This window comes from Pseudoalteromonas shioyasakiensis (assembly GCF_022398475.1).
Classification (GTDB): Bacteria; Pseudomonadota; Gammaproteobacteria; order Enterobacterales; family Alteromonadaceae; genus Pseudoalteromonas.
Map to the genome: position 1 here is coordinate 1 of NZ_JAKEVM010000037.1, position 24,126 is coordinate 24,126.

26 protein-coding genes are annotated in these 24,126 nt (G+C 40.6%); 13 read left to right on the top strand and 13 right to left on the bottom strand.

Annotated features, from left to right (window positions below; all coding sequences use genetic code 11):
• Window positions 1-62: 62 nt before the first annotated feature.
• Genes L1D51_RS08895 through L1D51_RS08915 form a run of 5 tightly spaced genes read left to right on the top strand, consistent with a single transcriptional unit; the run spans window position 63 to window position 7,171 of the window.
• Window positions 63-1,607, top strand: a complete 1,545-nt coding sequence (locus tag L1D51_RS08895) for a pyridoxal phosphate-dependent decarboxylase family protein (protein WP_239963470.1) — start codon at window positions 63-65, stop codon at window positions 1,605-1,607.
• A complete protein-coding gene (locus L1D51_RS08900; protein WP_239963471.1) occupies window positions 1,600-2,892 on the top strand; it encodes a lysine N(6)-hydroxylase/L-ornithine N(5)-oxygenase family protein in 1,293 nt (430 codons plus the stop codon). The genes L1D51_RS08895 and L1D51_RS08900 overlap by 8 nt, the downstream gene beginning before the upstream one ends.
• On the top strand, window positions 2,889-4,076 hold the full coding sequence (locus L1D51_RS08905; protein WP_054560705.1) for an MFS transporter: 1,188 nt from the start codon (window positions 2,889-2,891) through the stop codon (window positions 4,074-4,076). The genes L1D51_RS08900 and L1D51_RS08905 overlap by 4 nt, the downstream gene beginning before the upstream one ends.
• 19 nt (window positions 4,077-4,095) lie before the next feature.
• Window positions 4,096-6,495 (top strand): GNAT family N-acetyltransferase, encoded by a 2,400-nt coding sequence (locus L1D51_RS08910; protein ID WP_239963472.1) that lies wholly within the window; start codon window positions 4,096-4,098, stop codon window positions 6,493-6,495.
• A complete protein-coding gene (locus L1D51_RS08915) occupies window positions 6,470-7,171 on the top strand; it encodes a (2Fe-2S)-binding protein (protein ID WP_054560707.1) in 702 nt (233 codons plus the stop codon). Before L1D51_RS08910 ends, L1D51_RS08915 begins: the two co-directional genes overlap by 26 nt.
• Before the next feature lie 24 nt (window positions 7,172-7,195).
• On the opposite strand, the gene L1D51_RS08920 is transcribed toward L1D51_RS08915, so the two are convergent.
• Together L1D51_RS08920 and L1D51_RS08925 are read right to left on the bottom strand one after the other, a co-directional pair.
• Window positions 7,196-8,005, bottom strand: coding sequence for a hypothetical protein (locus L1D51_RS08920; RefSeq protein ID WP_054560708.1), 810 nt, complete (start codon window positions 8,003-8,005; stop codon window positions 7,196-7,198).
• Window positions 8,006-8,103: 98 nt separating this feature from the next.
• A complete protein-coding gene (locus tag L1D51_RS08925; RefSeq protein WP_054551870.1) occupies window positions 8,104-8,553 on the bottom strand; it encodes an Lrp/AsnC family transcriptional regulator in 450 nt (149 codons plus the stop codon).
• A 99-nt stretch (window positions 8,554-8,652) separates the two neighbouring features.
• On the opposite strand from L1D51_RS08925, the gene L1D51_RS08930 reads away from it, so the two are divergent.
• Complete coding sequence (locus tag L1D51_RS08930) at window positions 8,653-9,243, top strand: LysE family translocator (protein ID WP_239963473.1); 591 nt, start codon at window positions 8,653-8,655, stop codon at window positions 9,241-9,243.
• Window positions 9,244-9,262: 19 nt separating this feature from the next.
• Here the strand turns inward: L1D51_RS08930 and L1D51_RS08935 are convergent, their stop codons facing one another.
• A complete protein-coding gene (locus L1D51_RS08935; protein WP_054560710.1) occupies window positions 9,263-9,934 on the bottom strand; it encodes a penicillin-insensitive murein endopeptidase in 672 nt (223 codons plus the stop codon).
• A 145-nt stretch (window positions 9,935-10,079) separates the two neighbouring features.
• Between L1D51_RS08935 and L1D51_RS08940 the strand changes: the two genes are divergently transcribed.
• The 4 genes from L1D51_RS08940 to dps all read left to right on the top strand — a co-directional run bounded on the left by L1D51_RS08940 (window position 10,080) and on the right by dps (window position 13,586).
• Window positions 10,080-11,228 carry a GGDEF domain-containing protein gene (locus L1D51_RS08940; protein WP_082401538.1) on the top strand — a complete coding sequence of 383 codons (1,149 nt, stop codon included), beginning with the start codon at window positions 10,080-10,082 and terminating at the stop codon, window positions 11,226-11,228.
• Between the two features lie 207 nt (window positions 11,229-11,435).
• Window positions 11,436-12,341 (top strand): substrate-binding domain-containing protein, encoded by a 906-nt coding sequence (locus tag L1D51_RS08945; protein ID WP_235575449.1) that lies wholly within the window; start codon window positions 11,436-11,438, stop codon window positions 12,339-12,341.
• Between the two features lie 79 nt (window positions 12,342-12,420).
• Window positions 12,421-12,840, top strand: coding sequence for a CBS domain-containing protein (locus L1D51_RS08950; RefSeq protein ID WP_054551886.1), 420 nt, complete (start codon window positions 12,421-12,423; stop codon window positions 12,838-12,840).
• Window positions 12,841-13,067: 227 nt separating this feature from the next.
• Window positions 13,068-13,586 carry a DNA starvation/stationary phase protection protein Dps gene (gene dps, locus L1D51_RS08955; RefSeq protein ID WP_054551887.1) on the top strand — a complete coding sequence of 173 codons (519 nt, stop codon included), beginning with the start codon at window positions 13,068-13,070 and terminating at the stop codon, window positions 13,584-13,586.
• Between the two features lie 60 nt (window positions 13,587-13,646).
• Here the strand turns inward: dps and corA are convergent, their stop codons facing one another.
• From corA to L1D51_RS08980, 5 genes are all read right to left on the bottom strand, one after another.
• Window positions 13,647-14,603: a magnesium/cobalt transporter CorA gene (gene corA, locus L1D51_RS08960; protein WP_055021294.1), complete on the bottom strand. Its 957-nt coding sequence runs from the start codon at window positions 14,601-14,603 to the stop codon at window positions 13,647-13,649.
• 121 nt (window positions 14,604-14,724) lie between these two features.
• The gene (locus L1D51_RS08965; protein ID WP_239963474.1) at window positions 14,725-15,954 is read right to left on the bottom strand and encodes a serine hydrolase domain-containing protein; all 1,230 of its coding nucleotides are present in this window, start codon (window positions 15,952-15,954) and stop codon (window positions 14,725-14,727) included.
• A gap of 28 nt (window positions 15,955-15,982) precedes the next feature.
• Window positions 15,983-16,597: a hypothetical protein gene (locus L1D51_RS08970; RefSeq protein WP_054560715.1), complete on the bottom strand. Its 615-nt coding sequence runs from the start codon at window positions 16,595-16,597 to the stop codon at window positions 15,983-15,985.
• Between the two features lie 31 nt (window positions 16,598-16,628).
• Entirely contained in the window at window positions 16,629-16,841 is a 213-nt protein-coding gene (locus L1D51_RS08975) for a helix-turn-helix domain-containing protein (RefSeq protein WP_054560716.1), read from the bottom strand.
• Between the two features lie 167 nt (window positions 16,842-17,008).
• Window positions 17,009-17,392 carry a hypothetical protein gene (locus tag L1D51_RS08980; RefSeq protein WP_055021296.1) on the bottom strand — a complete coding sequence of 128 codons (384 nt, stop codon included), beginning with the start codon at window positions 17,390-17,392 and terminating at the stop codon, window positions 17,009-17,011.
• A 182-nt stretch (window positions 17,393-17,574) separates the two neighbouring features.
• Between L1D51_RS08980 and L1D51_RS08985 the strand changes: the two genes are divergently transcribed.
• Complete coding sequence (locus L1D51_RS08985) at window positions 17,575-18,225, top strand: tellurite resistance TerB family protein (protein ID WP_055021297.1); 651 nt, start codon at window positions 17,575-17,577, stop codon at window positions 18,223-18,225.
• 44 nt (window positions 18,226-18,269) lie between these two features.
• Here L1D51_RS08985 and L1D51_RS08990 read toward each other — a convergent pair whose 3' ends face one another.
• Window positions 18,270-18,518 carry a hypothetical protein gene (locus L1D51_RS08990; protein WP_054560719.1) on the bottom strand — a complete coding sequence of 83 codons (249 nt, stop codon included), beginning with the start codon at window positions 18,516-18,518 and terminating at the stop codon, window positions 18,270-18,272.
• 156 nt (window positions 18,519-18,674) lie between these two features.
• Between L1D51_RS08990 and L1D51_RS08995 the strand changes: the two genes are divergently transcribed.
• Complete coding sequence (locus L1D51_RS08995) at window positions 18,675-19,445, top strand: AraC family transcriptional regulator (RefSeq protein ID WP_239963475.1); 771 nt, start codon at window positions 18,675-18,677, stop codon at window positions 19,443-19,445.
• Here L1D51_RS08995 and L1D51_RS09000 read toward each other — a convergent pair.
• From L1D51_RS09000 to L1D51_RS09010, 3 genes are read right to left on the bottom strand one after another with little or no spacing between them, the layout of a single operon-like run.
• Window positions 19,442-19,648 carry a helix-turn-helix domain-containing protein gene (locus tag L1D51_RS09000; protein WP_054560721.1) on the bottom strand — a complete coding sequence of 69 codons (207 nt, stop codon included), beginning with the start codon at window positions 19,646-19,648 and terminating at the stop codon, window positions 19,442-19,444. The genes L1D51_RS08995 and L1D51_RS09000 overlap by 4 nt on opposite strands.
• A complete protein-coding gene (locus L1D51_RS09005; RefSeq protein ID WP_055198419.1) occupies window positions 19,648-20,205 on the bottom strand; it encodes a DUF2975 domain-containing protein in 558 nt (185 codons plus the stop codon). The genes L1D51_RS09000 and L1D51_RS09005 overlap by 1 nt, the downstream gene beginning before the upstream one ends.
• Entirely contained in the window at window positions 20,202-21,056 is an 855-nt protein-coding gene (locus L1D51_RS09010; protein ID WP_235575450.1) for an alpha/beta hydrolase, read from the bottom strand. The genes L1D51_RS09005 and L1D51_RS09010 overlap by 4 nt, the downstream gene beginning before the upstream one ends.
• A 264-nt stretch (window positions 21,057-21,320) precedes the next feature.
• On the opposite strand from L1D51_RS09010, the gene L1D51_RS09015 reads away from it, so the two are divergent.
• Window positions 21,321-22,469 (top strand): hypothetical protein, encoded by a 1,149-nt coding sequence (locus L1D51_RS09015; protein ID WP_239963476.1) that lies wholly within the window; start codon window positions 21,321-21,323, stop codon window positions 22,467-22,469.
• Window positions 22,470-22,526: 57 nt separating this feature from the next.
• Here L1D51_RS09015 and L1D51_RS09020 read toward each other — a convergent pair whose 3' ends face one another.
• Entirely contained in the window at window positions 22,527-24,113 is a 1,587-nt protein-coding gene (locus tag L1D51_RS09020) for an RICIN domain-containing protein (RefSeq protein WP_239963477.1), read from the bottom strand.
• Window positions 24,114-24,126 lie beyond the last annotated feature (13 nt).

The window sequence follows — 24,126 nt, forward strand, 5'->3', positions numbered from 1 at the left end:
TTGATATTGAGAATCACTATCATTACGATCCCTATTAAAATTAACTAAGAAGGAATTGAGTCGTGAATCAATTAGCCCCCGTGCTTAATACTCATTCATCAATAAATGTTGATGAACAACCCCATGCGTTTATTTTTAACGAAAATAATTTACTCAAATATGAGATGGCTTCAATGCAAACACTGTCGCTCATCCACCAAGCATTGCGTTCAGCAAAACAAGTTCATTCTGGTGTCTGTCATAAGGAGCTCAGTAAACAAATTGCCAGTGTTGAACTAAACCAACCTCTCAATAACGTTGAGCAAGCGCTAGGCGAAATAAAATCTCTATATTTAGATCATGCAGTCTACTTTCATCATCCAAAATATGTTGCCCACCTAAACTGCCCCGTTGCTTACCCTGCGGTGATAGCCGAACAGTTACTAACTGCTATAAATTCTTCGTTAGACACCTGGGACCAAAGTGCTGGCGGGACGCTCATTGAGCAAAAGTTAATTGACTGGAGTATCGAACGCATTGGCTTAAGTGCTGCTGCCGATGGCATATTTACAAGTGGCGGCAGTCAATCTAATTTAATGGCATTGTTACTTGCTAGAGACCATGCAGCAGAGCGTTTATCTGGGCACCTAAATCGCGATTTTGGTTTAGGTCCAGATGCTCATCGCTACCGTATTTTTTGCTCTGAAGTCAGCCATTTTAGTATTCAAAAGTCAGCCGCTTTACTGGGCCTTGGCTATAACGCGGTTGTTCCGGTTACAGTTGATAAAGAGTTTAAAATGGACCTAGCCGCACTTGATGCAGCGATTGATGAATGTAAAGCAAAAGGCAATATTCCTATAGCGCTTGTCGCTACCGCAGGCACAACTGACTTTGGTTCAATAGACCCTATCGATAAGCTAAAAGCACGGTGCAAAGCTGATAATTTATGGCTTCATGTCGATGCCGCTTATGGCTGTGGACTACTTGCCGCAGACGATCACCGTCACTTACTCAATGGCATTGAACAGGCTGACTCGGTGACGTTAGATTACCACAAATCATTCTTACAACCTGTCAGTAGCAGTGCATTTATTGTTGCTAATAAAAAACAATTTAAACATTTAACTCATCATGCTGATTATTTAAATCCGTTTAACGACAACCCACAAGCAGCGCCAAACCTTGTTGATAAAAGCATTCAAACTACTCGCCGTTTTGATGCCTTAAAACTTTGGCTAACTTTACGCATTATGGGCCACGAACAGATTGGCAAAGTGTTTTCTTCTGTTATGGCATTAGCCCGTAGTAGTTATGTAGCGCTCAAACAAGACCCAGAATTTGAGCTAATTCACCAACCTGAACTCAGCACTTTAGTGTTTCGCTTTAACGATAAAAGCCTCAGTGATGAGCAATTAAACCTGCTTAATTATCAAATTAAAGATGAGCTATTCAAACAAGGTGAGTGTGCCATTGCTCGCACCAAATTTAGAGGTATCAACTACTTAAAGTTCACGTTACTTAATCCAAACACACAAATTGAAGACATTAAAAGTATTGCAGCTGATATTAAAGCCTGCGCCTACAGCATCAAGGCACGCCTAAAAGTTGAGGAAACTAGCCATGAATAAAGTATACGATTTAATTGCCGTGGGTCTTGGTCCGTTTAACCTCAGCTTAGCATGTTTAGCTGAACCAATTGAAACACTTGATTCGCTATTTTTAGAACAACGTGATGAGTTTAATTGGCATCCTGGGCTTATGCTCGATGGTGTTACGTTACAAACACCGTTTATGTCTGATTTAGTTACATTGGCAGATCCAACCAATCCATACAGCTTTTTAAACTACGCGAAACAACAAGGTAAGCTGTATCAGTTTTATATTCGAGAAAGTTTCTTTTTACTACGTGAGCAATACAACCAGTATTGCCAATGGGCAGCAAGCCAATTAAGTAACATACAATTTGGTCATAAAGTCATTCATTGCCAGTTTGATCACACTAAGCAGCTCTATGTACTCACTGTCGAATCAACAAAGCAAACTAAAACGCTTTATTGTCGCCACCTGGTACTAGGCACAGGTCCCTCACCTTATTATCCACCCGCTGTTCAGGCAGAAGATACACAGCTCTGCCATGCCACTGAATATCTGTATAAACGGGATGAGTTAGTAAATAGTAAGAGCATTACTGTGATTGGCTCAGGTCAAAGTGCTGCTGAAGTATTTTATGATTTGTTGTGTGACATTAAACAGCATAACTACCAACTCAATTGGGTAACGCGAGCGCCGCGTTTCTTTCCTCTTGAGTACACGAAACTCACGCTAGAAATGACCTCTCCAGAGTATGTTGATTACTTTTATAACCTAGAACAGACAACCAAACAGGAGTTACTAGCCAAGCAACGTAATTTATACAAAGGCATCAACTCAGAGTTAATTAATCAGATATATGATCAGCTCTATCAACTTGATATTCAAGGGGTAAACCGCGCAAGGTTACTAACCAACAGCGAGCTCATTAAAAAACAAGGCAGTAAGTTAGTTTTTAGACACAGTGAACAGCAGGCTGAATTTAGCTTACATAGTAATCAGGTCATTTTGGCAACAGGTTTTAGTTATCAGTTACCCGATTTTCTAAGTGGCTTAATGAGCGAGATAAATTGGCTAGATAACGGGTGCTTTGCTGTTGAGCGAAATTACAGTATCGACAAGCTACAAAGGCTTTTTGTACAAAATGCTGAGCTACACAGTCATGGTTTTGTAACGCCAGATCTGGGCATGGCCTGCTATCGAAACAGCCATATTCTGCGCTCAATCTTAGGTTATGCACCCTATCCTGTTGAAACGCAAATTGCCTTTCAAGAGTTTGGTTTACCCGATGTTGTCAACGAAAAACAGAAGCAAATAGCATGAAACAACCCGCATTAAAGTCAAGCTTGGTGCTGCTGACGATTATATCTGTTGTTTGCGACACCATGATTTTGCCCTTTTACCCGCAGTTTTTTAGTGCCCAATTTGGTTTGCAATCAAGTAATCACATTGGTGCCTATATTGCTGTTTGCTGCATCACCGTGATGTGTGCTTTCCCTGTATGGGCGAAAATAGCACAGCACGTGCATGAGCTGTATTTATGGGTGATCACCCAAATAATTGCAGGGCTATTGGGTGTTGCGTGCTTTTATAGCGAAAACGTGTGGAGCTTTTGGCTGTTATCACAGCTCATGCTGGTATTTAAAGCAAGTTACCTGCTTATTTATCCCTTTGTTCTAAGTATCGAAGAAAAACAACAGCACCTCGGTGTCGTTGCTTTATTTAGCGTGCTTTTACACTTTGGTGGTATTGGCGGTGCTTTATTAGGTGGCTTGATCATTCAAAGTATTGAGCCGCGCTTTTTATATTTAGTGATGGCTGCGGGTGACTGCTTACAAGTTATGCTCTGCTTGTATTTAATTTACTTATTAAAAGTAAGCTACAAGCCGCGAGAATTAAGCGCATCATCAGTAAAACGACAGCGTTTCCCTGGTTACATTATTCGCTTAGGAGTTATATCTATGGGCGTGTACTTCAGCATGTTCTTAGCAACGCCATACTTTACGCTACTTTGGCAACAAGTAAGCAATTTCAGCAATGCACTTTTAGCTGGCGCTGTGTTTGCTATCCCGGCTTGGGTTGCACTTATCATTTTGATTACAACCAAAAACAAAGCCGCAACCAATAAGCACAGTAAAACAATCGCTTATGCACTTGTGTTGAGCAGTATCGGCCTATTTATACAACTTAGTTCACACTGGCAATGGCTTGTGTTCGGCCGTGTTGTATTTGCTATTGGGCTATTTTTACTAACCGTGCGTCTACAAGTCATGTTGTTTGCAATGAGCGAACCACGTTTTTACTCAAGCGACTTTGCCAAGCTTCATTTTATGCAAAATATCGGTGTCATCTGCGCCTCATTTTTAGCGGGAGATTTAGTATCTCGCTTTGAACTTAACACCCCATTACTGACAGGTTCTGTCGGCTTTGCCATCACTTTATGTTTGTTTTATCTGCTTTTTTTACGCAACAAACATACCTCAACAGACCCTATTCACAGTTATTAATTTTTAAGAGAACACGATTATGAAAAACATCACTGAAACTCCTATCAAGCACGCTTTGCTTGGTGATGTAAAAATCAGAACATTAAACCCTGAACACGATCTAACGACTATTACCCCTTGGCTTAAACACCCACAAGCTCAGTTTTGGGGAGCAATGGAACATTCACCCGAAGAAATTTTAGAATTTTATACAACACTCAATAAAGATGAGGATCAACAAGCCTATTTGCTTGAAATAAACCAAACACCCATTGCTTTAATTGAAATTTACAAACCTCAAATACTGAAACTTGAGAACCACCTAGCGCTTAAAAACGGCGATTTGGGCATGCATATTTTACTCGCTCCAAAGCAGTTCTCTGTGGCAGGGTTTAGCCTTGCTGTTATGCAGTCGGTATTAGAGTTTATGTTTAATACCCTCTCATGTGAGCGAGTGATTGTGGAGCCAGATGTAGCCAATCATAAAATTCATCGCCTTAACTTAAAGGCAGGTTTCAGCCATCATAAAGTTATTAAATTAGGTGAGAAAACTGCATTACTAGGTAGTTTAGAAAAAGATCATTTTAATTACTTACAGCATCTTTCGTCTCGATTCGACACTTCACAGCAAGGTCCCGCAGTGCAACAAGCAACGCCATCTTGCAGTACCTCACATCTAGACCAACAAGCGTGGCAATACGCAAACCGTTTACTGATTGCCAAAATGCTCAGTGAGTTTTATCACGAACGACTATTTAGCTACGACAGTGAAAAACCAAACCATTACGTGTTGCATACCATGGGTGGGCAAAGCTATCAGTTTAAAGGTGAATCAATGCTGCTTAATCACCTACAAGTAGATCCAAATAGCATTACTAAAATGGCGCTTAACCACAGCCAGCCATTAGACGCTATCGCGTTTGTACTTGAGTGTAATGACAAGTTAAACATAGACAAATCAATACTTGGCACCTATCTCGAAGAACTCGCGAGCACACTCAGTGGCTTTGCATTTAAATTTAAAAATAATCGCTATAGCGCTCAGCAATTAGCAGACGCAGATTTTCAAGTGATCGAAACCCAAATGACCATGGGTCACCCAAGCTTTATTGCCAACAATGGCCGCATTGGTTTTAACTCACAAGATTTTCACCAATATACCCCAGAAGCCGCAAACCCATTTCAAATAATATGGCTTGCGTGCCACAAACAGCATACCACCTTTAAAAGTACCGATGATTATAAATACGAGAGCTTGATTGCCGATGAGCTTGATGTAGCTGAGCGTTTGCGCTTTGAAAAAGCACTAACTGAGCAAGGTTTAAAGCCAAGTGACTATCTGTTATTTCCTATGCACCCATGGCAGTGGTTCAACAAATTAGTCCATGTTTATAGCTATCATATCTCGCAAAAACACATTGTGTGCTTAGGCTACTCGCAAGATAGTTATTTACCGCAGCAATCAATTCGTACCCTGTATAACATCAGCAAACCACACAAATGCTATGTTAAAACCGCCTTATCGATTTTAAATATGGGCTTTATGCGGGGCTTATCGAGCGCCTATATGAAAGTAACTCCGGCAATAAATCAATGGTTGTTCGACTTAGTAAACCAAGATAGCTATTTAAAATCACTGAAGTTTCAACCTTTAAGAGAAGTCGCAACCCTTGGCTTTGATGAGCAGTATTACACTCATCCTGCGCTTGGCGATAACCCTTATAAGAAAATGATGGCGGCTCTTTGGCGTGAAAATCCTGCTCAATATATGGACGAGAATGAAAGCCTTGCCACTATGGCAAGTCTACTTCATATCGATAGCGAAGGCCGTTCATTTGTAAGTGCTAAAATTGCCAAATCGGGGCTAAGTGCTGATAAGTGGCTAGCCCACTACTTACAGGCTTATATGACACCATTGCTACATTGTTTTTACCAATATGATTTAGTCTTTATGCCACATGGTGAAAACCTCATCGTTCGATTTAACAATCATGTTCCGGTAGGCGTATTCATTAAAGACATTGGTGAAGAAATTGCCTTATTAAATAGTAACATCGAGGTGAATGATGAAATAAAGCGAATTAAGGTAACCATTCCAGAAGGCGTTGCCGTGTTGTCTATTTTTACTGACATTTTCGATTGCTTCTTCCGCTACCTTTCGGCAATTTTAGTAACTGATGGCCTACTGACCGAACAACAATTTTGGCAAGCCGTCGCCGATACAATTGTTCAGTATCAGGCGAGCCACCCAGCGCTAAAAGACAAGTTTGCTGAGCATGATTTATTTGCTGAGTCATTCCCATTGTCATGCTTAAACCGCTTACAGCTGCGTAATAATCAACAAATGGTTGATATTACCGACCCAGCTTCAAGCTTGCAGTATGCAGGTGATTTGCAAAACCCATTGGCGCAATATGCACTTGCAAACACAACAGCATAATAAGCTTGAGTTAGCCTTACGTCAGCAGTGTTCACTGCTGACGTTCTTAACGCCAACAAACGATGAACAATGGTTTAGCAGTCAATGTTTAACTAGCAAGCAACTAACCGATTTGGCTAACGCTATAAAGTTAAGAGGGGCAAATGTTACTGAGGGATATGTCGCAATCAATCTCTACTTACAACTGAGCTGGCAAGTTATTTACTTATTAGTGGCCAGTGTAGAGCACCTTGGTTGCATTCCTGATCTGGTCAATATTAAGCAGCGGGTAACGGGCTCACATATTTATGGTTTGGCTAATTTAAATATCATGGTTCAACATGACTCTTTTAATAATGCAGATTTGATAGAACTGGCAGCCAATCATTTATTTGACCACCAGCAAGCTTGGAATGATAACGTGCCATTGCAATACAGGCTAAATGAAGGATTATTAAAACGTTTACAAAGTGATACTTTCCACGCAGCGTTAATCGCTTGCTGGCCAGAGAAATCGATAGAATTTATAGCAAAGCGTTTTCAACCATGGCAAAAGCTATATGGTAAACATCGCTTTCGTGATCAAAACAATACGCTGACATTTATGCGTAAAACCTGCTGCTTACACTACCAACTTGTAGCCGCTGATTATTGCGCTAACTGCCCGTTAAACAAAAAAGGCACTAGCGCTTGCTAATGCCTTTTTCTCGAAAAGCCGAACTTAAAACCTAAATTCAAAGTTTACATTTGCCGCTGTCTCGCTTTCACTGCGATCAAACCAGTTCATCGATTTATAAACAGCTTCACCTGTAATAGCGAACCAATGCGTAAATGCATATTCAAGTGCAATGCTGACACCTGCATTATGACCATCGTAATCAGCACTAAAATCAAGGCACTGCTCTGGCGTATCACTGCATGCACCCGATAAAAATACATCACCTTCCTCTGTACGGTAATACATTTGGGTATAATCAACATCGATAGTGCCTTTTTGATAAAAGACACTGCCGTATAATAAGGCTTTTGAGCTTAAGCGGTATCCTGAAATGAGTGCAATATCATAAGTATCGTGCGATAAATCCCAATCATAGGTATCGTCATCATAATTACCCGCTAATAGTGGACCATACCCCGCATCTTCACTGCGAATATAGCCAAGGCTGACAGCCATAGAGAAGTTTTTCTCGACGGCCGATTCTAAAGGGCTGCCATAAAACTGATGCTTAATAGCATATTTTTCATAATCATGATCGCCACCAATACCAGCCCCAACGGTAAGCTCCGTCGAATAACCTAAGGTCATACTCATCGAAGTCGTTATCGCAGTACTCGTTGATGTACTCTCGCTGGTATCTTTCGCAATGATCTTGCTTGTATCTGTACCAACGGTTGCACGAAAGTGAAAGGGGTCACTGTTGATCTCTGGGCTCTCAAAGCGTGCCATCGATACACCTGTTTCGGTTGTCGATTGACAGCCAGCTAATAAACCTAAAGCTATAAACGCCAAAAAAGGCTTAAACGTTTTCACGTAATTTCCTTATATATTATTATTTTAACGCGAAGATTCTAGACTAAGGCCTTATAGCTCGCAATAAATTAATAACAAAAAAGGTACAAACTCTATTGTTAAGCGCGTTCATCCTTCGGTGATTCCATCACCACGTGAGTGGTAATGGTTCGTACCTGTGGAATTGAGCCGAGTACATCTGCATGAAAGGCTTTGTAGGACTTGAGATCCGCCGTCTCAACCCTCAGCAAATATTCGAACGAGCCAGTTACATTGTGGCACTCTTTTACTTCATCAATAAACTCAAGAGCGTGTTCAAATGCTCGCTGAGATACTGTTGAGTGCTCATTTAAACCAACCCCAACATAAGCGATAAATCCTAAGCCAACAGCCTGATTATTAATAACCGCCCGATACCCTGCAATAACCCCAAGCTTTTCTAGCTCTTGCACTCTACGAAGGCATGCCGATGGCGATAAACCCACTTTATCAGCCAGCTCGGCATTGGCAATTCGGCCATTGCGTTTAAGCTCATGCAATATTCTGTCGTTAATTTTATCTTTTTTCATTTTTGATTGTTGACCTTAAACATACACAACAACATTAAGCGCGAAAATTGCGCGCACTACAACTTATAATTGCATCTTAATTCAAATGGAGAGATAGCGATGAGTTTTGAAATTTTAACAGCCTTGGCATTATTTGCTTTGGTGTCATCAATTACCCCTGGACCAAATAACTTAATGTTGATGAGCTCAGGTGCTAACTTTGGCTTTAAAAAAACCACACCACACTTACTTGGCGTGACGCTTGGCTTTATGTTGATGCTGGTTTTGGTGGGCCTTGGCATCATGCAGCTATTTGACTTATTCCCTCCAAGCTATTTGATATTAAAAGTATTTTGCATTGCTTACTTGCTATATCTGGCGTTTAAAATTGCCACAAGTAACGCACAACAAAAAGCCAGTAGTGAAAGTAAGCCGTTTACTTTTATTCAGGCTGCACTATTTCAATGGGTGAACCCAAAAGCCTGGGCAATGGCATTAAGCGCGGTTAGTTTGTATGCCCCAGACAAAAACCTCACCTCAGTGTTAATCGTAAGTCTCGTATTTGGCTTAATTAACCTGCCGTGTGTCAGCTCGTGGACTTTACTTGGCGAAAAGCTGCAACACTGGCTTGCCAGCCCAAAGCGCTTAAAAGCATTTAACTACCTAATGGCAATACTATTAATTGCTTCAGTGATGTTTAGTTTGTTTTAAATGAGCAAGCTTTCTTAGCTTATTTTTCACACGGCACTAAAAAGTCGACATGGTAATGCTCGTCATGTCGCACCCAGGATGGTTTAGTCGAAAACTGAATATGCTCTTTTAAATAGTCGGCATACTTGGTTTTATAAAGCCCAGCTTGCAAGGTTGGGTCAAAGATCACTCGCCAAAGATCGTAACCTTTTGCTGTAGCCGATTTATGCAGCTCAACAATATGAGCCGCTAAAGCGGTATAATCAATCTTAAACTGTTCAAACTGACCTTGTTTATCAAATTCAATATCGTAGCCAAAACGATTAAACACATGTGTAGGCAAATGAACTGATAGCCCCTTTTCGTTAATAACAGGTGTCATAAAATCAACCGACAAACCATTTTGATGAGTTTTATGCGGGCTAAATTTCCCGCCATTTTCTAAGCCCGTTTCAGCGTATTTGTATCGTTTATCTGGATGGGATTTCTGGAGCGCTTGGTAGGCATCAACAATAATGTTTTTTACCTGCGAATGAACATACGTACGCCCTGCCAGCTCAGCCACTTTGCTGTAGCTGGTAAAGTTATCACCCTTGCTGGGTAGTTTTACTGCATTGCGTACATAGCCATTGGCAGTCGTTCCACCACAGACGCTATTAGCCAAAACCGACCCAGAGCAAAATAATAAGGCTAAAAATAAACATGTTTTCATTGCAGTAGCTTCTTTAAAAATTTAAAGCTTAGCTATCAATAAATGAACTAACGATTAAAGCATTTTTGAATCATAGGTAGGATTTAAAGGTGAGTAATTTTTCCTGTGCTAAGCTTTATTTACCTAGAGCTTTTCAGTGCGACTCATGGCTAGTAACGTAGAGAATTACTTTTACCACGGCTTTTTTGTCTTCTTACTCATTACGGTAGTAACCTGCTCCATTATAGCCACGCGCCTGATGCGCAGTAGTTTTAATAACCGCTCGATTTACTTATTTAACCTGTTTTTTTACCTTGGTGTAATTGGCTTTGCATGGCTGTGGATCCAAGACTTATTAGACCTTGCGCCAAGTTTTCGCTCTGGCGTGGTGATTTATATGATTTCCATGACGTTGCTACAATTATCCATTTATAACCACGACGAACCCAGCCGATTTAATAAGATAATTATTGCGCATGGTGCTATTTTTTCTGTATTTGCCCTCCTCACTCAAAATATAAATCAACTTGCCCTTGTCGAAGCCTGCTTTACATTAAGCGTATTACCCGCACTTATTTACTTCACCACTAAACGCGCTGTATGTGAAAAGAATATTGGCAACACTGTGTTGTCAATGGCGCAATGCATTTTACTATTAGTGCCCATTTCACAGCTAAGTATTATTACCCATGAACATAACTTAGCGACCTTGTATTCATTGACCGTCATTGCCCATGCAACCGTGTTTGTTATGACTGGCCTCGGTCTCATCACCACCCTGTTGGTGGATGAAAAAAAGCGTTATTTAGAATTGTCTCTAAAAGACCCGCTTACCGGGCTCTACAATCGCCGCGGGCTGCAATTCATTATTGAACAACAGCAACTATTCAGCCCAAGTCAAACATCTAGCTTATTCGCCTGCGTAGTTGATATTGATTACTTCAAACGTATTAATGATAGTTACGGGCATGATGGCGGTGACCTAGTACTTGAAGTGTTCTCTGATCTAATGAAACAGCATTTAAATAAAGGTGACTTATGTTGCCGCCTTGGTGGTGAAGAATTTTTACTGTTGTTCTTTGCTACCGACATCAGCTCGGCTAAGCAATTTTTAGAGGGCCTACGTAAAACATTTGAAACCAGTCAAATAGCTTATCGAGAACATCGTATATCGGTTACTGCTAGCTTTGGTTTAACCAATTGGCAACCAAATGACAGCTTTGAAAGCTTAGTAAACCGCGCAGACAAAGCCGTTTATGCAGCGAAAAATAATGGTCGTAATCGCATAGAAACAAACAGCCTAAACAAGGAGTAAATAACTAGAGACGCCACGAAAACAAATACCTTTCTATCAATCTTGTAAATTCCAACTCTGTCACTATAATTAGCTCGTGCTTAACTTGCAATATGTAGTGCTATGTCCTTAAAAGTATTATTAAATTTTAAATTAAACTGGGTACTTTTGTGTACCAGTTTTTGGCTTTTTGCCCTGCCAATTCAGGCTAAATATGTGGTGGCAGTTGTGGGTAAAACCAAAAACGATAGCTTTTATCAGCAAGCCTTTAAAGGGTGTGAGCAATTTGCAAAACAGCATCTCGATTTTGAATGTATTTACGATGGCCCCAAAGACTTTCAAGATATTCGCACGCAAGTATTAGTGATCACCGACCTTGTTCGCAGGAACAACATTAGTGGTTTATTAATCGCAACCACAGATTCCAATTACCTTGTTGAAAGAGCCCTTAAACAGCTTAAAGATAACAATATTCCTGTGATCACTTTTGACTCTGATCTGCTCGAAGAAGATCAGCAGTACCGTTTAGCTTATGTAGGTACCAACAATTTTGATTACGGGGTGGCCTTGGGGAACGAATTAAAAAAATTCACCAGCAAAGAAAGTAACCAGGTGTGTATTCAATCAGGGCACTCAACAACACCTAATTTAAACAAGCGCATTGAAGGTGCTCGCTATGCGTTGTCAGGGCAAAAAAATAAACGTTTAAGTGGTGAAAATGGCTGGAGTGAGTTTGATAGATGCCCTTTATATAGCTTAGGCAAGCGAGAGGTCTCCCTCGGTCAACTCGACAAACTTCTTAACCTTGAAAATCCACCACTATTTTTAGCGGTAGCGGGCTTTGCCCAATTTAACCCTAATTATGCAAACGTGATTGCTAAACATAAGCAACGTATTGCTAATCAAGAGGTGGTGATCGTTTCTGCCGATACTGAGCAAATGCAATTAGAAGTATTACAGCAAGGATTATCATCGGCCAATATTGGTCAAAACCCATTTGAAATGGGCCGTCTATCTGCTGAATTAATGTATCAATACCTCACTAAAGGTGAACGACCAGCTAAGTCTCACTATTATTTAGACTTTCATTATTGTCAGCAAAATAATGCAGGTACTTGCACCGTTAATCACTAAAACTTTGATCTCACTAAAGTGCAATTAACTCGATAAGCGCTAGACTTACCACAACTTGATTAATTGTAAGGATTTAGCCATGACACACCTAGTTAGTGATTTGATGACGCCAGACCCATTCGCCATTAGCGCGCAAAATACCCTGCATGACGCGCATAATCTAATGAAAGAGAAAAATGTCCGCCATATTCCAGTGATCAATGAGCATGGTGGTTTGGTTGGCATGTTAACGCAAAAAATCATGATTGCTCAGGTAATGAATATCATGGCTAATTACAGTGCCAGCGCCCTCGAACGCAAGGAAAAGCAAACTAAAGTGGTTGATATTATGGCTACCGATTTTACCAGTATCTCGCCAGAGCAACCGCTACACGAAGTTGCTAAGTTTTTTGTTGAAAACCGTCATGGCTGCATGCCTGTGGTTGATAAAGATAACAACCTAGTGGGCATTCTAACCTCATCTGATTTTGTTCGTTTAGCGGCGGCTTTACTTTCTTAAGTCGTAAATTAGTATCTGCACACTGAATTTTTTACAGAAGGTGTGCAGAGTTTTCATACTTCTTCTTAGCTAGTATCACCCTCACTCAAGACCTAAATTAAATTAACCCTTTAAATTCAGAATCTTATAATTTAAAAATTATTAGGCACAACGCTTGCTTCTATGTAATTACACATGCTTTTTAGATTAAAAGCGAAAGGAAATTTACAGATAATCTCGGAGGAGTAATGAGTAATTCATCATCAAAAATCGCAGAATTTACAGCACCGGGTGTTAAAGACCAAGCTGCAGCTGACACGATTGCTATTCTAGACCAGCGCATGGTCGCTTTAATCGATTTACACCTCACTTTAAAACACATTCATTGGAATGTTGTTGGCCCTAATTTTATTGGTGTACACGAAATGTTAGACCCGCAAGTAAGCGCAGTGCAAGAGATGACTGACACGATTGCAGAGCGTATTGCAACTATGGGCGGCGTACCTGTTGGCACACCACAATCAATTGTAGAACGCCGTACTTGGCAAGATTATTCAATTGGTAAAGGCTTAGTTACTGACCATCTAACAGCGCTTGATAAAGTGTATAACGGAGTCAATAAAGACCACCGTGCAGCTATCGATAAGCTTGGTGAGCTAGACCCAGTTTCTGAAGATATGATCACTGGCCAACTGGCTGACTTAGAACAATTCCAATGGTTTGTTCGTGCACATATCGAATCGTCTACCGGCGAATTGAAAGGTTAAACCCCCTAGGTCTATCCGAAGACCCCTTGCCCAGCATTTGCTGGGCTTTTTTATGCTTTGTTACAACCAACCTTTATGTTTAAAGAACAAGTAAGGTGCAAAGCCAGACAGCAACATAATGCCAATTGCAAACGGGTAACCCCATGCCCATTGCAGTTCAGGCATGCTGTTAAAATTCATCCCATAGATACTGGCGACAACGGTCGGCGGTAAAAACACCACTGAGGCAATAGAGAAGGTTTTGATAATTTGGTTTTGTTCGATGTTAATAAAACCCTGAGTCGAGTCCATTAAGAAATTCACCTTATCAAACAAAAATGTACAGTGAGACATAAGGGTATCAATATCCAGTACAATTTCACGAAGTGACTCGCGGTCTTCTGTCGGCGCTCCTAGGTGGCGCAGTAAAAACGAGATATTCCGGCGCGTATCCATCAAACATAAACGCACTTTACCGTTATTATCTTCAAGGCGCGAAATTCGACTAACAGCTTCTTCTAAGTCTGAGTCATCCTCTTCAAGTACATAGGCACTGAGTTTTTCTAACTGGTGATGCATGTCTTCAAGCATATCAGCGTGGTTTTCGACTTTTTGGTCAAATAAAGTCACCAAAAGTTGCTTCGGATTATCACACGCTACCTGCCCTTTCCGAGCACGTAGTCGTAATAGACGAAAATCAGCTAGTTCATCATCGCGGATTGTCAGCAAGCAGTTGTCTTGTAGCAAGCAAGCCACGGTTACCGTATTAAAGCGCCCTTCATTTGGTGACATGAAAAGCGCATGCACATGCAAACCTTCATGGTCAATAAAACAACGGGAAGAGGCCTCGATTTCTTCAACATCATCAGCACCAGGTAAGGTGATATTAAGCGTGCTTGCCAGCGCTTGTCGTTCTTCTTCAGTCGGATTTATGGTATCAATCCAGTGGGCATTTTTAATAGAAGTAACAAGCGGTGTATCAGCAGCTGGCTCAGTTTCTGTGATCACACCTTGGTCTATAGAAAAAAATCGTAACATGCGCCCTACCCTGAATAATCAATGTATAGCAAATACTATAGCTGTTCACGTTAATGAACAATGACAATGCTACTAATTACCGGGTAAAGCAGAAAAATAATTTAAACCTAACATCAATTGCTTATTTCGCTTTTTTGAAGCGCACCAAAAGCATACCTATCAAGATGATGCCAAGGCCTATTAAGCAAGGTACAAAAGCACTTTGCAAGGCAACATCAAACGCTAAAAAGTCGGGGTAACCGGTTTGCCAAAGCGTCCATTCATAACCGAGCTTTGATGCAATATGTTCACCGCCGCTACTAAGTACGATGATTGCATCATTGTTATCTGGGTTGATGCGAAGTGTGCTATTTATTGCTGGCTCATTCGCGCCATCATGGCCAAAGACAAAATCTCCCGATGCTGTTGGTGCATAAAGCATGGTACCTAGCCCCCAAATTGGTGCGCCTAAGCTAATTGCCAATGGCTCTCGCATGGAGCTGATCATTTGCAGGCTTAACTGCCCTGTTTGAGGTGATGTTAATGCTTGCACTAAAGCGATTAAGTCATGGCTACTTGCCAGTAAGCCTGTTGCTGCTGCCGATGCGTATTGAAAATGCCCCGCAGCTTGCCCGCTTTTATCATAAGCAGGTGCGATGTTGTCTAACTCAGTGAGTACATCGTAACTGGCATCAGTCATATTGACTGGCTTAAAGACGTTATCAGCCATCCAAGTTGCAAAGCGTTGATTCGTTTTTTCTTCTACCAGCAGCTCCAGCATTAAATAGCCGCCCCCAGAATACTTAAAATCGCCCACAGGCTTGGTGACTTTTATTTCACGCACACCCGTTGATGATAGCGGCTTGTTGAGCGACTCAAGCAAGCTTGGTACGCTTTCATTTAGAGGAATATCAGCAAAGCCTAAGCCATCACCAAGCCCCGCAGTATGAGATAACAGATGAGCAAGGCTAACGGTTTGATTATCAAACTCTGATTCAGGTAACTGCCAACCCGTCAGTTGCTCATTAATAGCGTGATCTAAACGGACTTGCTGCTGCTCTGCCAGACTCATCACACCATAGGCGGTAATAAATTTACTGAGCGATGCCACTGGGAACAAAGTATTTGCAGTTATTTCATCTTTGCTTTTTGAGTAATCTTGAAAAACCACTTGGCCATTTTCAATCAAAACATAAGCGATGTTTGCTTGATTGTTGGCAATCAGCGCCTGACTATTAGCAATAAATTGCTCAGTGTTGCCCGTTTCGGCAATGGGTTTTAAAAACCAACCACTGACACCACCATATACACAGGTAGCAGCCCAAACAAATGACAAAAATAGCGTTAACAGAATCGTTTTAAACCAGCTCATACCCTATTCCTTGTGTTACAAAGCGCTGTTAAATCACTTCGATTTGCTCAGGTTTTTTGATAAAGAACACCATTAAAATTAATAATGCTGCTGGGAATAAAAACACATTCAAATAAGCAAAAATCACCGTTAGCTGTAAGATGCACATTAGCAACAATAGGATAGAAAACACCGTTAGCAACGATGACATTCCATGGCGCTTTGTTAGTAATAATGCGGCTGTGATCAAACCCACTAACGCATACAAGCCTAAACTCCCAGCCGAGACCACCATGGCAATAATTGAAATACTTTCTACTACATCATTCGATGCTTTATCACCTGCAACAGCAAGATAAACATCGCATAACACAGTGGCATGAAAAGCTAATACCAACACCGCCAACACACATAACAGTATGCGTACACCTTCAACATCGAACATATCTTTTAGTGCCTTGCGTAAACTCAGGTACACATAGATTTCAAGTGCACCAATGAGTACAAACACAAGGTCTGAAAAGTTTAAGCTTTGCAAATCGAGCTTAAGCGCCTCGCCTAAGCCATCAAGTGTTTCGCCAAATACTGAAATCCAGTACATAGGAAAAATTATGGCAAGTAACCCCGCTGCTATGCCGGGTAGTAAATAATCACGGTTGAGCATATGCCCTCCAAAATCCTGTTGCGTTGTAAAGTTATTCGCTATCGCGTTCGTACACCAAAATATCGCCGGGTTGGCAATTAAGCTCTTCACAAATAGCTTCAAGGGTACTAAAGCGGATCGCTTTCACTTTTCCGTTTTTTAGTAATGATAAATTGGTCATAGAAATATCAATGCGCTGAGATAGCTCTTTCAGCTGCATTTTGTTCTTTGCCAATTCTATATCTAGGTTGATTCGTATTTTCATAGTCTAAAAAGTACACAGCGGATTTATGATTGTCAAACTTTATTTTACGATTATCATAAAATAAAGAATGAAAAACATAATAACTCAGTAAGTAATTAAACCCATATTTTGACCATTTCAGGCATAAAAAAAGCCAGTAAATACTGGCTTTTCGCTCTGTTTATAAGTTAGACATTGGCTTGGTAAGCAGGGATAGCTATCGCCGCTACAATACCCAATAAAAATATGCCACCAATGATCAACACGCCCCAAAATGACCATTGTTTTTGTACTCGTTGAAAATGCTCAACACTATCCCAACGTTTATTTTGCCATGCCATTTCTCGGCCTTTAAAGCCCAGATAAATCGACACAATAAAACCAACATAAGGCACTAAGGCCAATAAGCCAATCCAAGTGCTGTTGCCAATTGCCCAAATCCAACTTAGCAAGAAAGCGCCCCAACTAAAGCCTTTAATGCCCTCGGGTAAATCGTCTACCTTCCCCTGCCCTGAGTTATTTTCAGATGCCATCTGAAGGCTTGCTTCAGGTGGTGTGTAATTATCTGCCATGAGTTTTTCCTTATTATTAATTAAACAGAAACCCTAACTTATAGTACTGGGTGTATTTTAAGCAAGCTAAAGATAAGTACCTAAAGCAGATAATTGTTACCTGATGTGTTTTGTAACATTTATCTCGTTTCCTTTTCATTTTAAATCACCTAATCTGGGCACATAACTGCAAGGAGAGAACAATGAAAGACTTACAAAAGTTAGTGGGTAATTTAAATAAATCAGGTGCGCTGAGTGGTTTTTTAGGGGGTGTTGCTGGGGGCGGACTAACGAGCTTAATGGGCGGAAAAAGTAAAAAGAGCAGTAAAAAAGCCGTAAAATATGGTGCACTTGCTGCTGTCGGTGGCCTTGCTTGGAAAGCCTATAAACAATACTCAGAACAAAAAGCGGCTCCAGTACAGCAAACTAGTTCTCGTGGTTTTGATATTACCCCCGCCACGCTATCTGAGCAGTCATTTACTGATGTAATCGACGATAACCATAATGATGGGCAATTATTACTCATGCGCGCTATGATTGCAGCCGCCTATGCTGATGGCCACATTGATGAAACGGAAAGACAAAAAATCTTCGCACAAGTAGAAACAATGCAATTGTCTGTGCAAGAAAAGGCCATGCTGTTCGATGAGCTAAGAAAACCAATGCAACTATCAGAGTTAGTTGCCGCTGTGCCTAACGCACAAATGGGTATTGAAGTATATGCAGCTAGTGCCAGCGCAATTGATTTAAACCAAGCTATTTCTAAACACTACTTAGACACGCTCGCTAACCAATTATGCATTCCTAATGAACTGGTAATGAGCATTCACAGAGAGCTTGCCGAATACCAATAAAAATGGGGCGTCTTCGCCCTATTTTTATTGGTAAACAGTGATGATTAATGCGGCTTTTTAGTGCCGTAACGCACCATATCTTTACCGTTTTCATACACTTCACTTGTCACGTAACGGCCAAGTAAAAGTTGATGTTTATCATCAAGTACCGCAATAAATGGGCGGCCATCACTATTATTGGTTGCAAGGGCTACACCTGTTACATTCTCTAGCCCTAAACCGCCAGTTTCAACTAGGCGTAAAAATGTTTCTAACTCGTCTAATGTTTCAATTACATCGTTATCGTTAATCATCTCAAATACTCAGTGATTGCTAATGGGCGTAGCATAGCAGGATTAAAAACAGGGTGCGAATAACAGCCCTTAAAGTAGCTTACTTTTGGACTAAAAATTGACACAACGCTATTCAATTGATGATACTTTCGCTATCGATAGAGGCAGTGAAGTTTAATGAGTAACCATTTAACGCTCGAATTAATGACTCCAAAGGGCAATCTTGCCGATAGCATACAAGCTATTTGGTATGCCACAGCGCACTCTCAAGGAGAGCAATGGCTTGCCTGCGATGGTGCCACAGGGCTTGTGTTTCCTGTTGCTGGTGAAGTTTTGCTTGATGACAAGCCGCTTGCTGCCCCTTATGCAGTGCAAGAAACATCGACTCAAGCATCTAAAGTCACATTTTCACACGATGCGCAGTTTTGTGGTATTCGTTTTAACCCAACCGTATTGTCTGAACTAAAGCGTAATGCTCACCCACTCATTGCAGAGCAGTCACTATGTGAAATTGCCGAAGATCTGCAAAATGATGCCAGCTTAGCCGCGTTTGTTGCACTTATTAGCCACCACTTTACTGATAATAAAAACATTAACCACAGCAACAGGCACTCAAAACACCTAATCAGTAACCTTATAGAGTTAACGCCACTCGAAACTGCTTACCAACTTGCCCCACTCAGTCAACGACAGCTCGAAAGACAAGTTAAGGATCAATGCGGCGTTACCCCTAAGTATTTTGAGCGTATCTACCGAGTAAAACTTGCTAAACAAGCAATTAAAGATAACCCTGAAATGAGCTTTGCAGATATTGCACTTGAATGTGGCTTTACCGATCAGCCTCATTTAATCAAAGAATTCAAAGCAATAATGCACATCACCCCAGCAAAATATCGCAAGTTATTGAAAGACTCTCAAACTAAACAAACAAAGCTTATTTTTCGTTAGTCATCCTCAAAACGCAGAATATCACCAGGCTGACAGCCTAAGTGCTTACAAATTGCATCTAAGGTCGTAAAGCGCACAGCTTTAGCTCGTCCAGCTCTAAGAACTGATAAGTTTTGTGGCGTAATACCTATCGCTTCAGCTAATTCTGCAGACTTCATTTTTCGCTTAGCTAACACTACATCTAAATCAATAATAATCGCCATTAAATCACTAACTCTTGCTCTTTTTGTAGCTGCTGCGCTTGACCCATGATCCAACCAATAACATAAATAATTAATCCCATCACTAAGCCTATAATATCAGTATCTTGTATAGCCACGACCCTTCCGATATCTGATCCTGTTGCCAAGTTAAGAAGAGTTATAAGTAGTGACGGGTAGCACACAACTAGTGCAAATTGCGCCAATAATACGCCACCTAACCATTTAAAACATTGTATATTTTCAATAGCGAAGAAGGATCCACGTCGGTAAAGCAAAAATAACCGAATCAAAATTATGTTGATCAGAATAAACGGTAGCAATTGCACAAGACCAAGCCATAAAACACTATCAAAACCATGCTCATTTAATGTTTGTGCTACTCCTTGCCAGGAGCCGCTGACTTCAAGACCAATCCACATATGCGCACCATTACTTTGTGTAAAACTTAAAACATTACTGTCACTGAAAAGCACAATAATGCTTGTTACTAACAAGCTAATAAGCGTAAAAATTAGCAGACTTAGGATAAACGAACTCATCCAAACAATTTTTTTCATGACGATTTACTCAGTGTTATTTGTTTTAGAAGTTGCTCATAATGAGTCGCTAACTGCTTACCTGTTAACGCATTAGAATGGTGCTTCCCTTTTGCAATGTAAATCTGCTTTTGCTGAGATTTTGCATATTGATATAGTGATTTAGCTAACTCAGGTGGAGTTTGAGTGTCTTTTTCACCGGTGATTATTAATAGCGGTGCTTGATAAACTTGTAACGCTTTTAAATTATCGACTTGTTTAATCTCTTCACTAAACTCAACACTAACAAACGGTTTAGCAAACCACGGAATACGTGCTGCTGTCATCTGTTCAACATTTGTCACACTCCCTTCGAGTACCAGAGCATCAACGTTACGCTGACTGGCAAGATAACCTGCAATCATACTTCCTAAAGAATGACCATGGATCACCACAGGCAAAGTATTTAGGTCTGATCTGCCTTTTACATAATCAAATACCTGTAATGCATCAGCTTGCAGATTAGCTACGCTAGGTACTCCAGAACTAAGCCCATAACCACGATGATCCATCATTAAAATATTAACTTGAAAAGGTAAAAGTAGCTTGGCTGGTTCCCCACCTGCGGCACTAACGCGAAACTGGTTACCACCGAAGTAAATTACCGTAGCACGAGCATCTGCAACTTTAATAAGGGTACCCTTAAGTCTAGTACCCTCATCGGTGTTTAAAGTTATCTCCTGCGTTTTGGCGGTGGCATTAACACTTTGTATTTCCTGCATCGTTATTTTTTTATCCGGATATAAAAAGTGAGATTCCTCAACTTTAATTGTCGTACAACCAGTTAATAACAGCACAATCAGCGAAACCACTGCAATAGAACCAAATTTCATTTTCACGATCCTTCTAGTAAAAAAACTACTATGGCACTAGATAAGTTAAAAAACAAACTAAAATTACCGAAAAACGATAATTAATTATTCAATATCGAACATTAAAAGCCCTTCCTTTGAAAAATAGCTTTGATCAAAAGCGCTATCTCCTTTAATTCATTATTTTTCAAATTCTGTGTTGAGCGATTTTATTTGCGCTCGGCATTTATCCATAGGATAGTTAACGCAAGCCTACTAAACGAGCTGTAACTAAATAGGATAATCATGAAAAAAGTTTTACTTGCCACCGGCTTAATCGCCTCGTCATTTACTGCATTTGCAGCCAATTTAACCGTTGAAGAACTGCGTATTGAAAAAGCCAGCAAAGCCATGCCAAAGGTGTTAAATGCTTTTTCTAATGAAGTAAACCAATTTGAAAAACAGTGGCAAGCGGCTGCTAGTTATCAGCAAGCAAGTGACCTTATTGATGATTACGCCAAACAATTATGGCGCGATGCCAAAACACGTATAATTAAAACCAACAGCTTCGACGACCGAGAGCTATATTGGGCACGTTTACTTTCAAGCAAGATTATTCGTACCAGCAAACCCCAGTTTGCAATGACCGACAGCGAACAAACCGCGTTATTAACAATGCTCGAAAATGGCAGCCGTGGCCGCACCGACCTTGATTACAGTAAAAAAACCGACAAACGCATTTTAATTACAGGTTTTGATCCATTCTTATTAGATAGAAATATTAATCAAAGTAACCCATCCGGTGTTGCAGCATTATTACTTGATGGCCAAGTAATTAATTACAATGGCATTAGCGCCGAGATCAATACGGTGATGGTGCCAGTACGCTACGAAGACTTTGACCAGGGTATTATCGAATCATTACTTGCGCCATATTATGCACTTAACAATGTCGATATGATTGCCACTATCAGTATGGGCAGCAAAGACTTTGACCTTGAACGCTTTCCGGGTAAACGCCGCAGTGTAACGGCGCCCGATAACGCCAATATTGTGTATGGCGGCACAGCAACTGCACCGAAAATTTCGAGCCTTAACGACCGCCCTCTTCTGGGCAATGAGTTTGTAACGTTCAGCTTACCAGTTAAGCAAATGCAACAAGCCAAAGGGCCATTCCCAATCAACGACAATCATAAAGTCGTTACGCTTGAAAAAGCATTTGAGCCAAAATCACTTAAAGAGTTAGAAGGTGCGATTGCAGTAAAAGGCGGTGGCGGAGGCTACTTATCTAATGAAATCTCGTACCGTAGTATTCGCCTGCGTGATGAGCTTAATTCAGACATCCCAACGGGGCATATTCACACCCCACGTATTCAACAATTTGAGCCAGAAACAGAAGCGAAAATTGTTAAGCAAATTAAAGCAATGCTTGAGCAGAGCTTGGTTGCAATTTAAAGCGTTAAGCTCAGCTATAAAGCAATAGCTGAGCTTTTTCCAATTCACAATTGATACTTATTGTGGACCTGTTCCGCCATTCACTTTACTGCCCAAAGAACTTGGATCATCTAATCGATATGGGTAAAGTTGAATATCACCGAATACTGTTGCCCCGCTATCACGATATTGATCAGTTGCAGAACTTCCAGTGTAAACATTTCCTGAGGCACTAAAATAACCAGAGCCTTGATTCCAGTGAGGTTTCGCTGAATTTTCAAAGTAATTATTTTCCACTAAAACCTCTGCGCCATTCCCCGCACTAATTGAAAAATAAGTAATGTTCTTCCAGTAATTATTAAACATATGCACACGAGAGTTATAGCCGTCTACTTTAGGGTTTCGCCCTGCAGCTGTATCCCAAAAATTGTGATGCGCTGTTATTTGAGAGTTTCTAAATAAATGGGTATACCAATGCTGGTTAGCGCAAACTTGAGGGTTATATCCATAAAAACGATTCCAACTTAAAGTAACGTTTTGACTATTGTCTACATCAATATATCCATCACTGATTTTATTAAATGCCATGTGATCAACCCATACATGACTACTATCATCTATTGAAATAGCATCACCTGCTTCTACAAGGGCTGGGTTAATACCCTCAAGCATAATGTTCTTAATAATAATATTTCGCTGATTACTAATAACGAGGCTAGCACCAATTATTTTCGAGTTTTTACCTAACCCTTGCAGCGTTTTATTTGATTGCACAATGATACGTCTATCATTACGGGTAACATTCACGGTTGAGTTTGAGCTACTTCCCAACTCACTACAACTTTGATTACCAACGGGAATTCTGTACCACGTCTTACCGTAATCTCCCCATTGACCACAATCAAGTGGACAAGCTGGTACCGTTCTATTGGCGGTTCGACAATCAATCACTGTGTTATCAGGAACTTGAATAACCGCAGCAGAGCCAGAACTCAATGCAGTACTTAAATCATCACAGCTATATACTGTGATGGCAGTGTTATTACCACCTCCGGTCGTTGTGCTCAATCCATCTTGACCTGCTTGAGATGCAAAGCCTATTAAGTCACTGGGAGTGGTTCCGGTAGTCCCACAGTCGCCATTTACTGGATTAATAAACCATCTTTGTGAACTGATCCCAGCATCATCATTTTGATAAACATTTGCAGTATTATTTGAGCCTGCAACTGTCAAAGATTTACCAGTTAACTTATTGACGATATTAAAGCCGCCCGATGAAGATGCTTTTAACAACCAACGTTGATTAGCCCCTTGCCAATCATCATAAGCAATTATATTTGCACCATTTGATTGCGATGAGTTCAACACATCAATAACTTTATTGTTAAATTTAGAGCGTATAATCCAATAGCCATCTGCTTCTTGAATAAGCTGAAACTTTTGGTTATTTCCACCCCAGTATTCGTAGCTAATAATATTCGGGGCTGAGCTAGAATCACTGGTATTTACATCAAGTGCAAGGCCAGAGCCTCTATTAATAATGGAATATACAGTGCCAGATTCAGGCATAGCACTACACTGTTGTGCATGAACAGCATTCTGAGCAAAACACGCAACTGCTAGTAGGCATAATGCTAACAGTTTAGTTTGGTTTAAAATCTTCAAGACTATCTCCTCT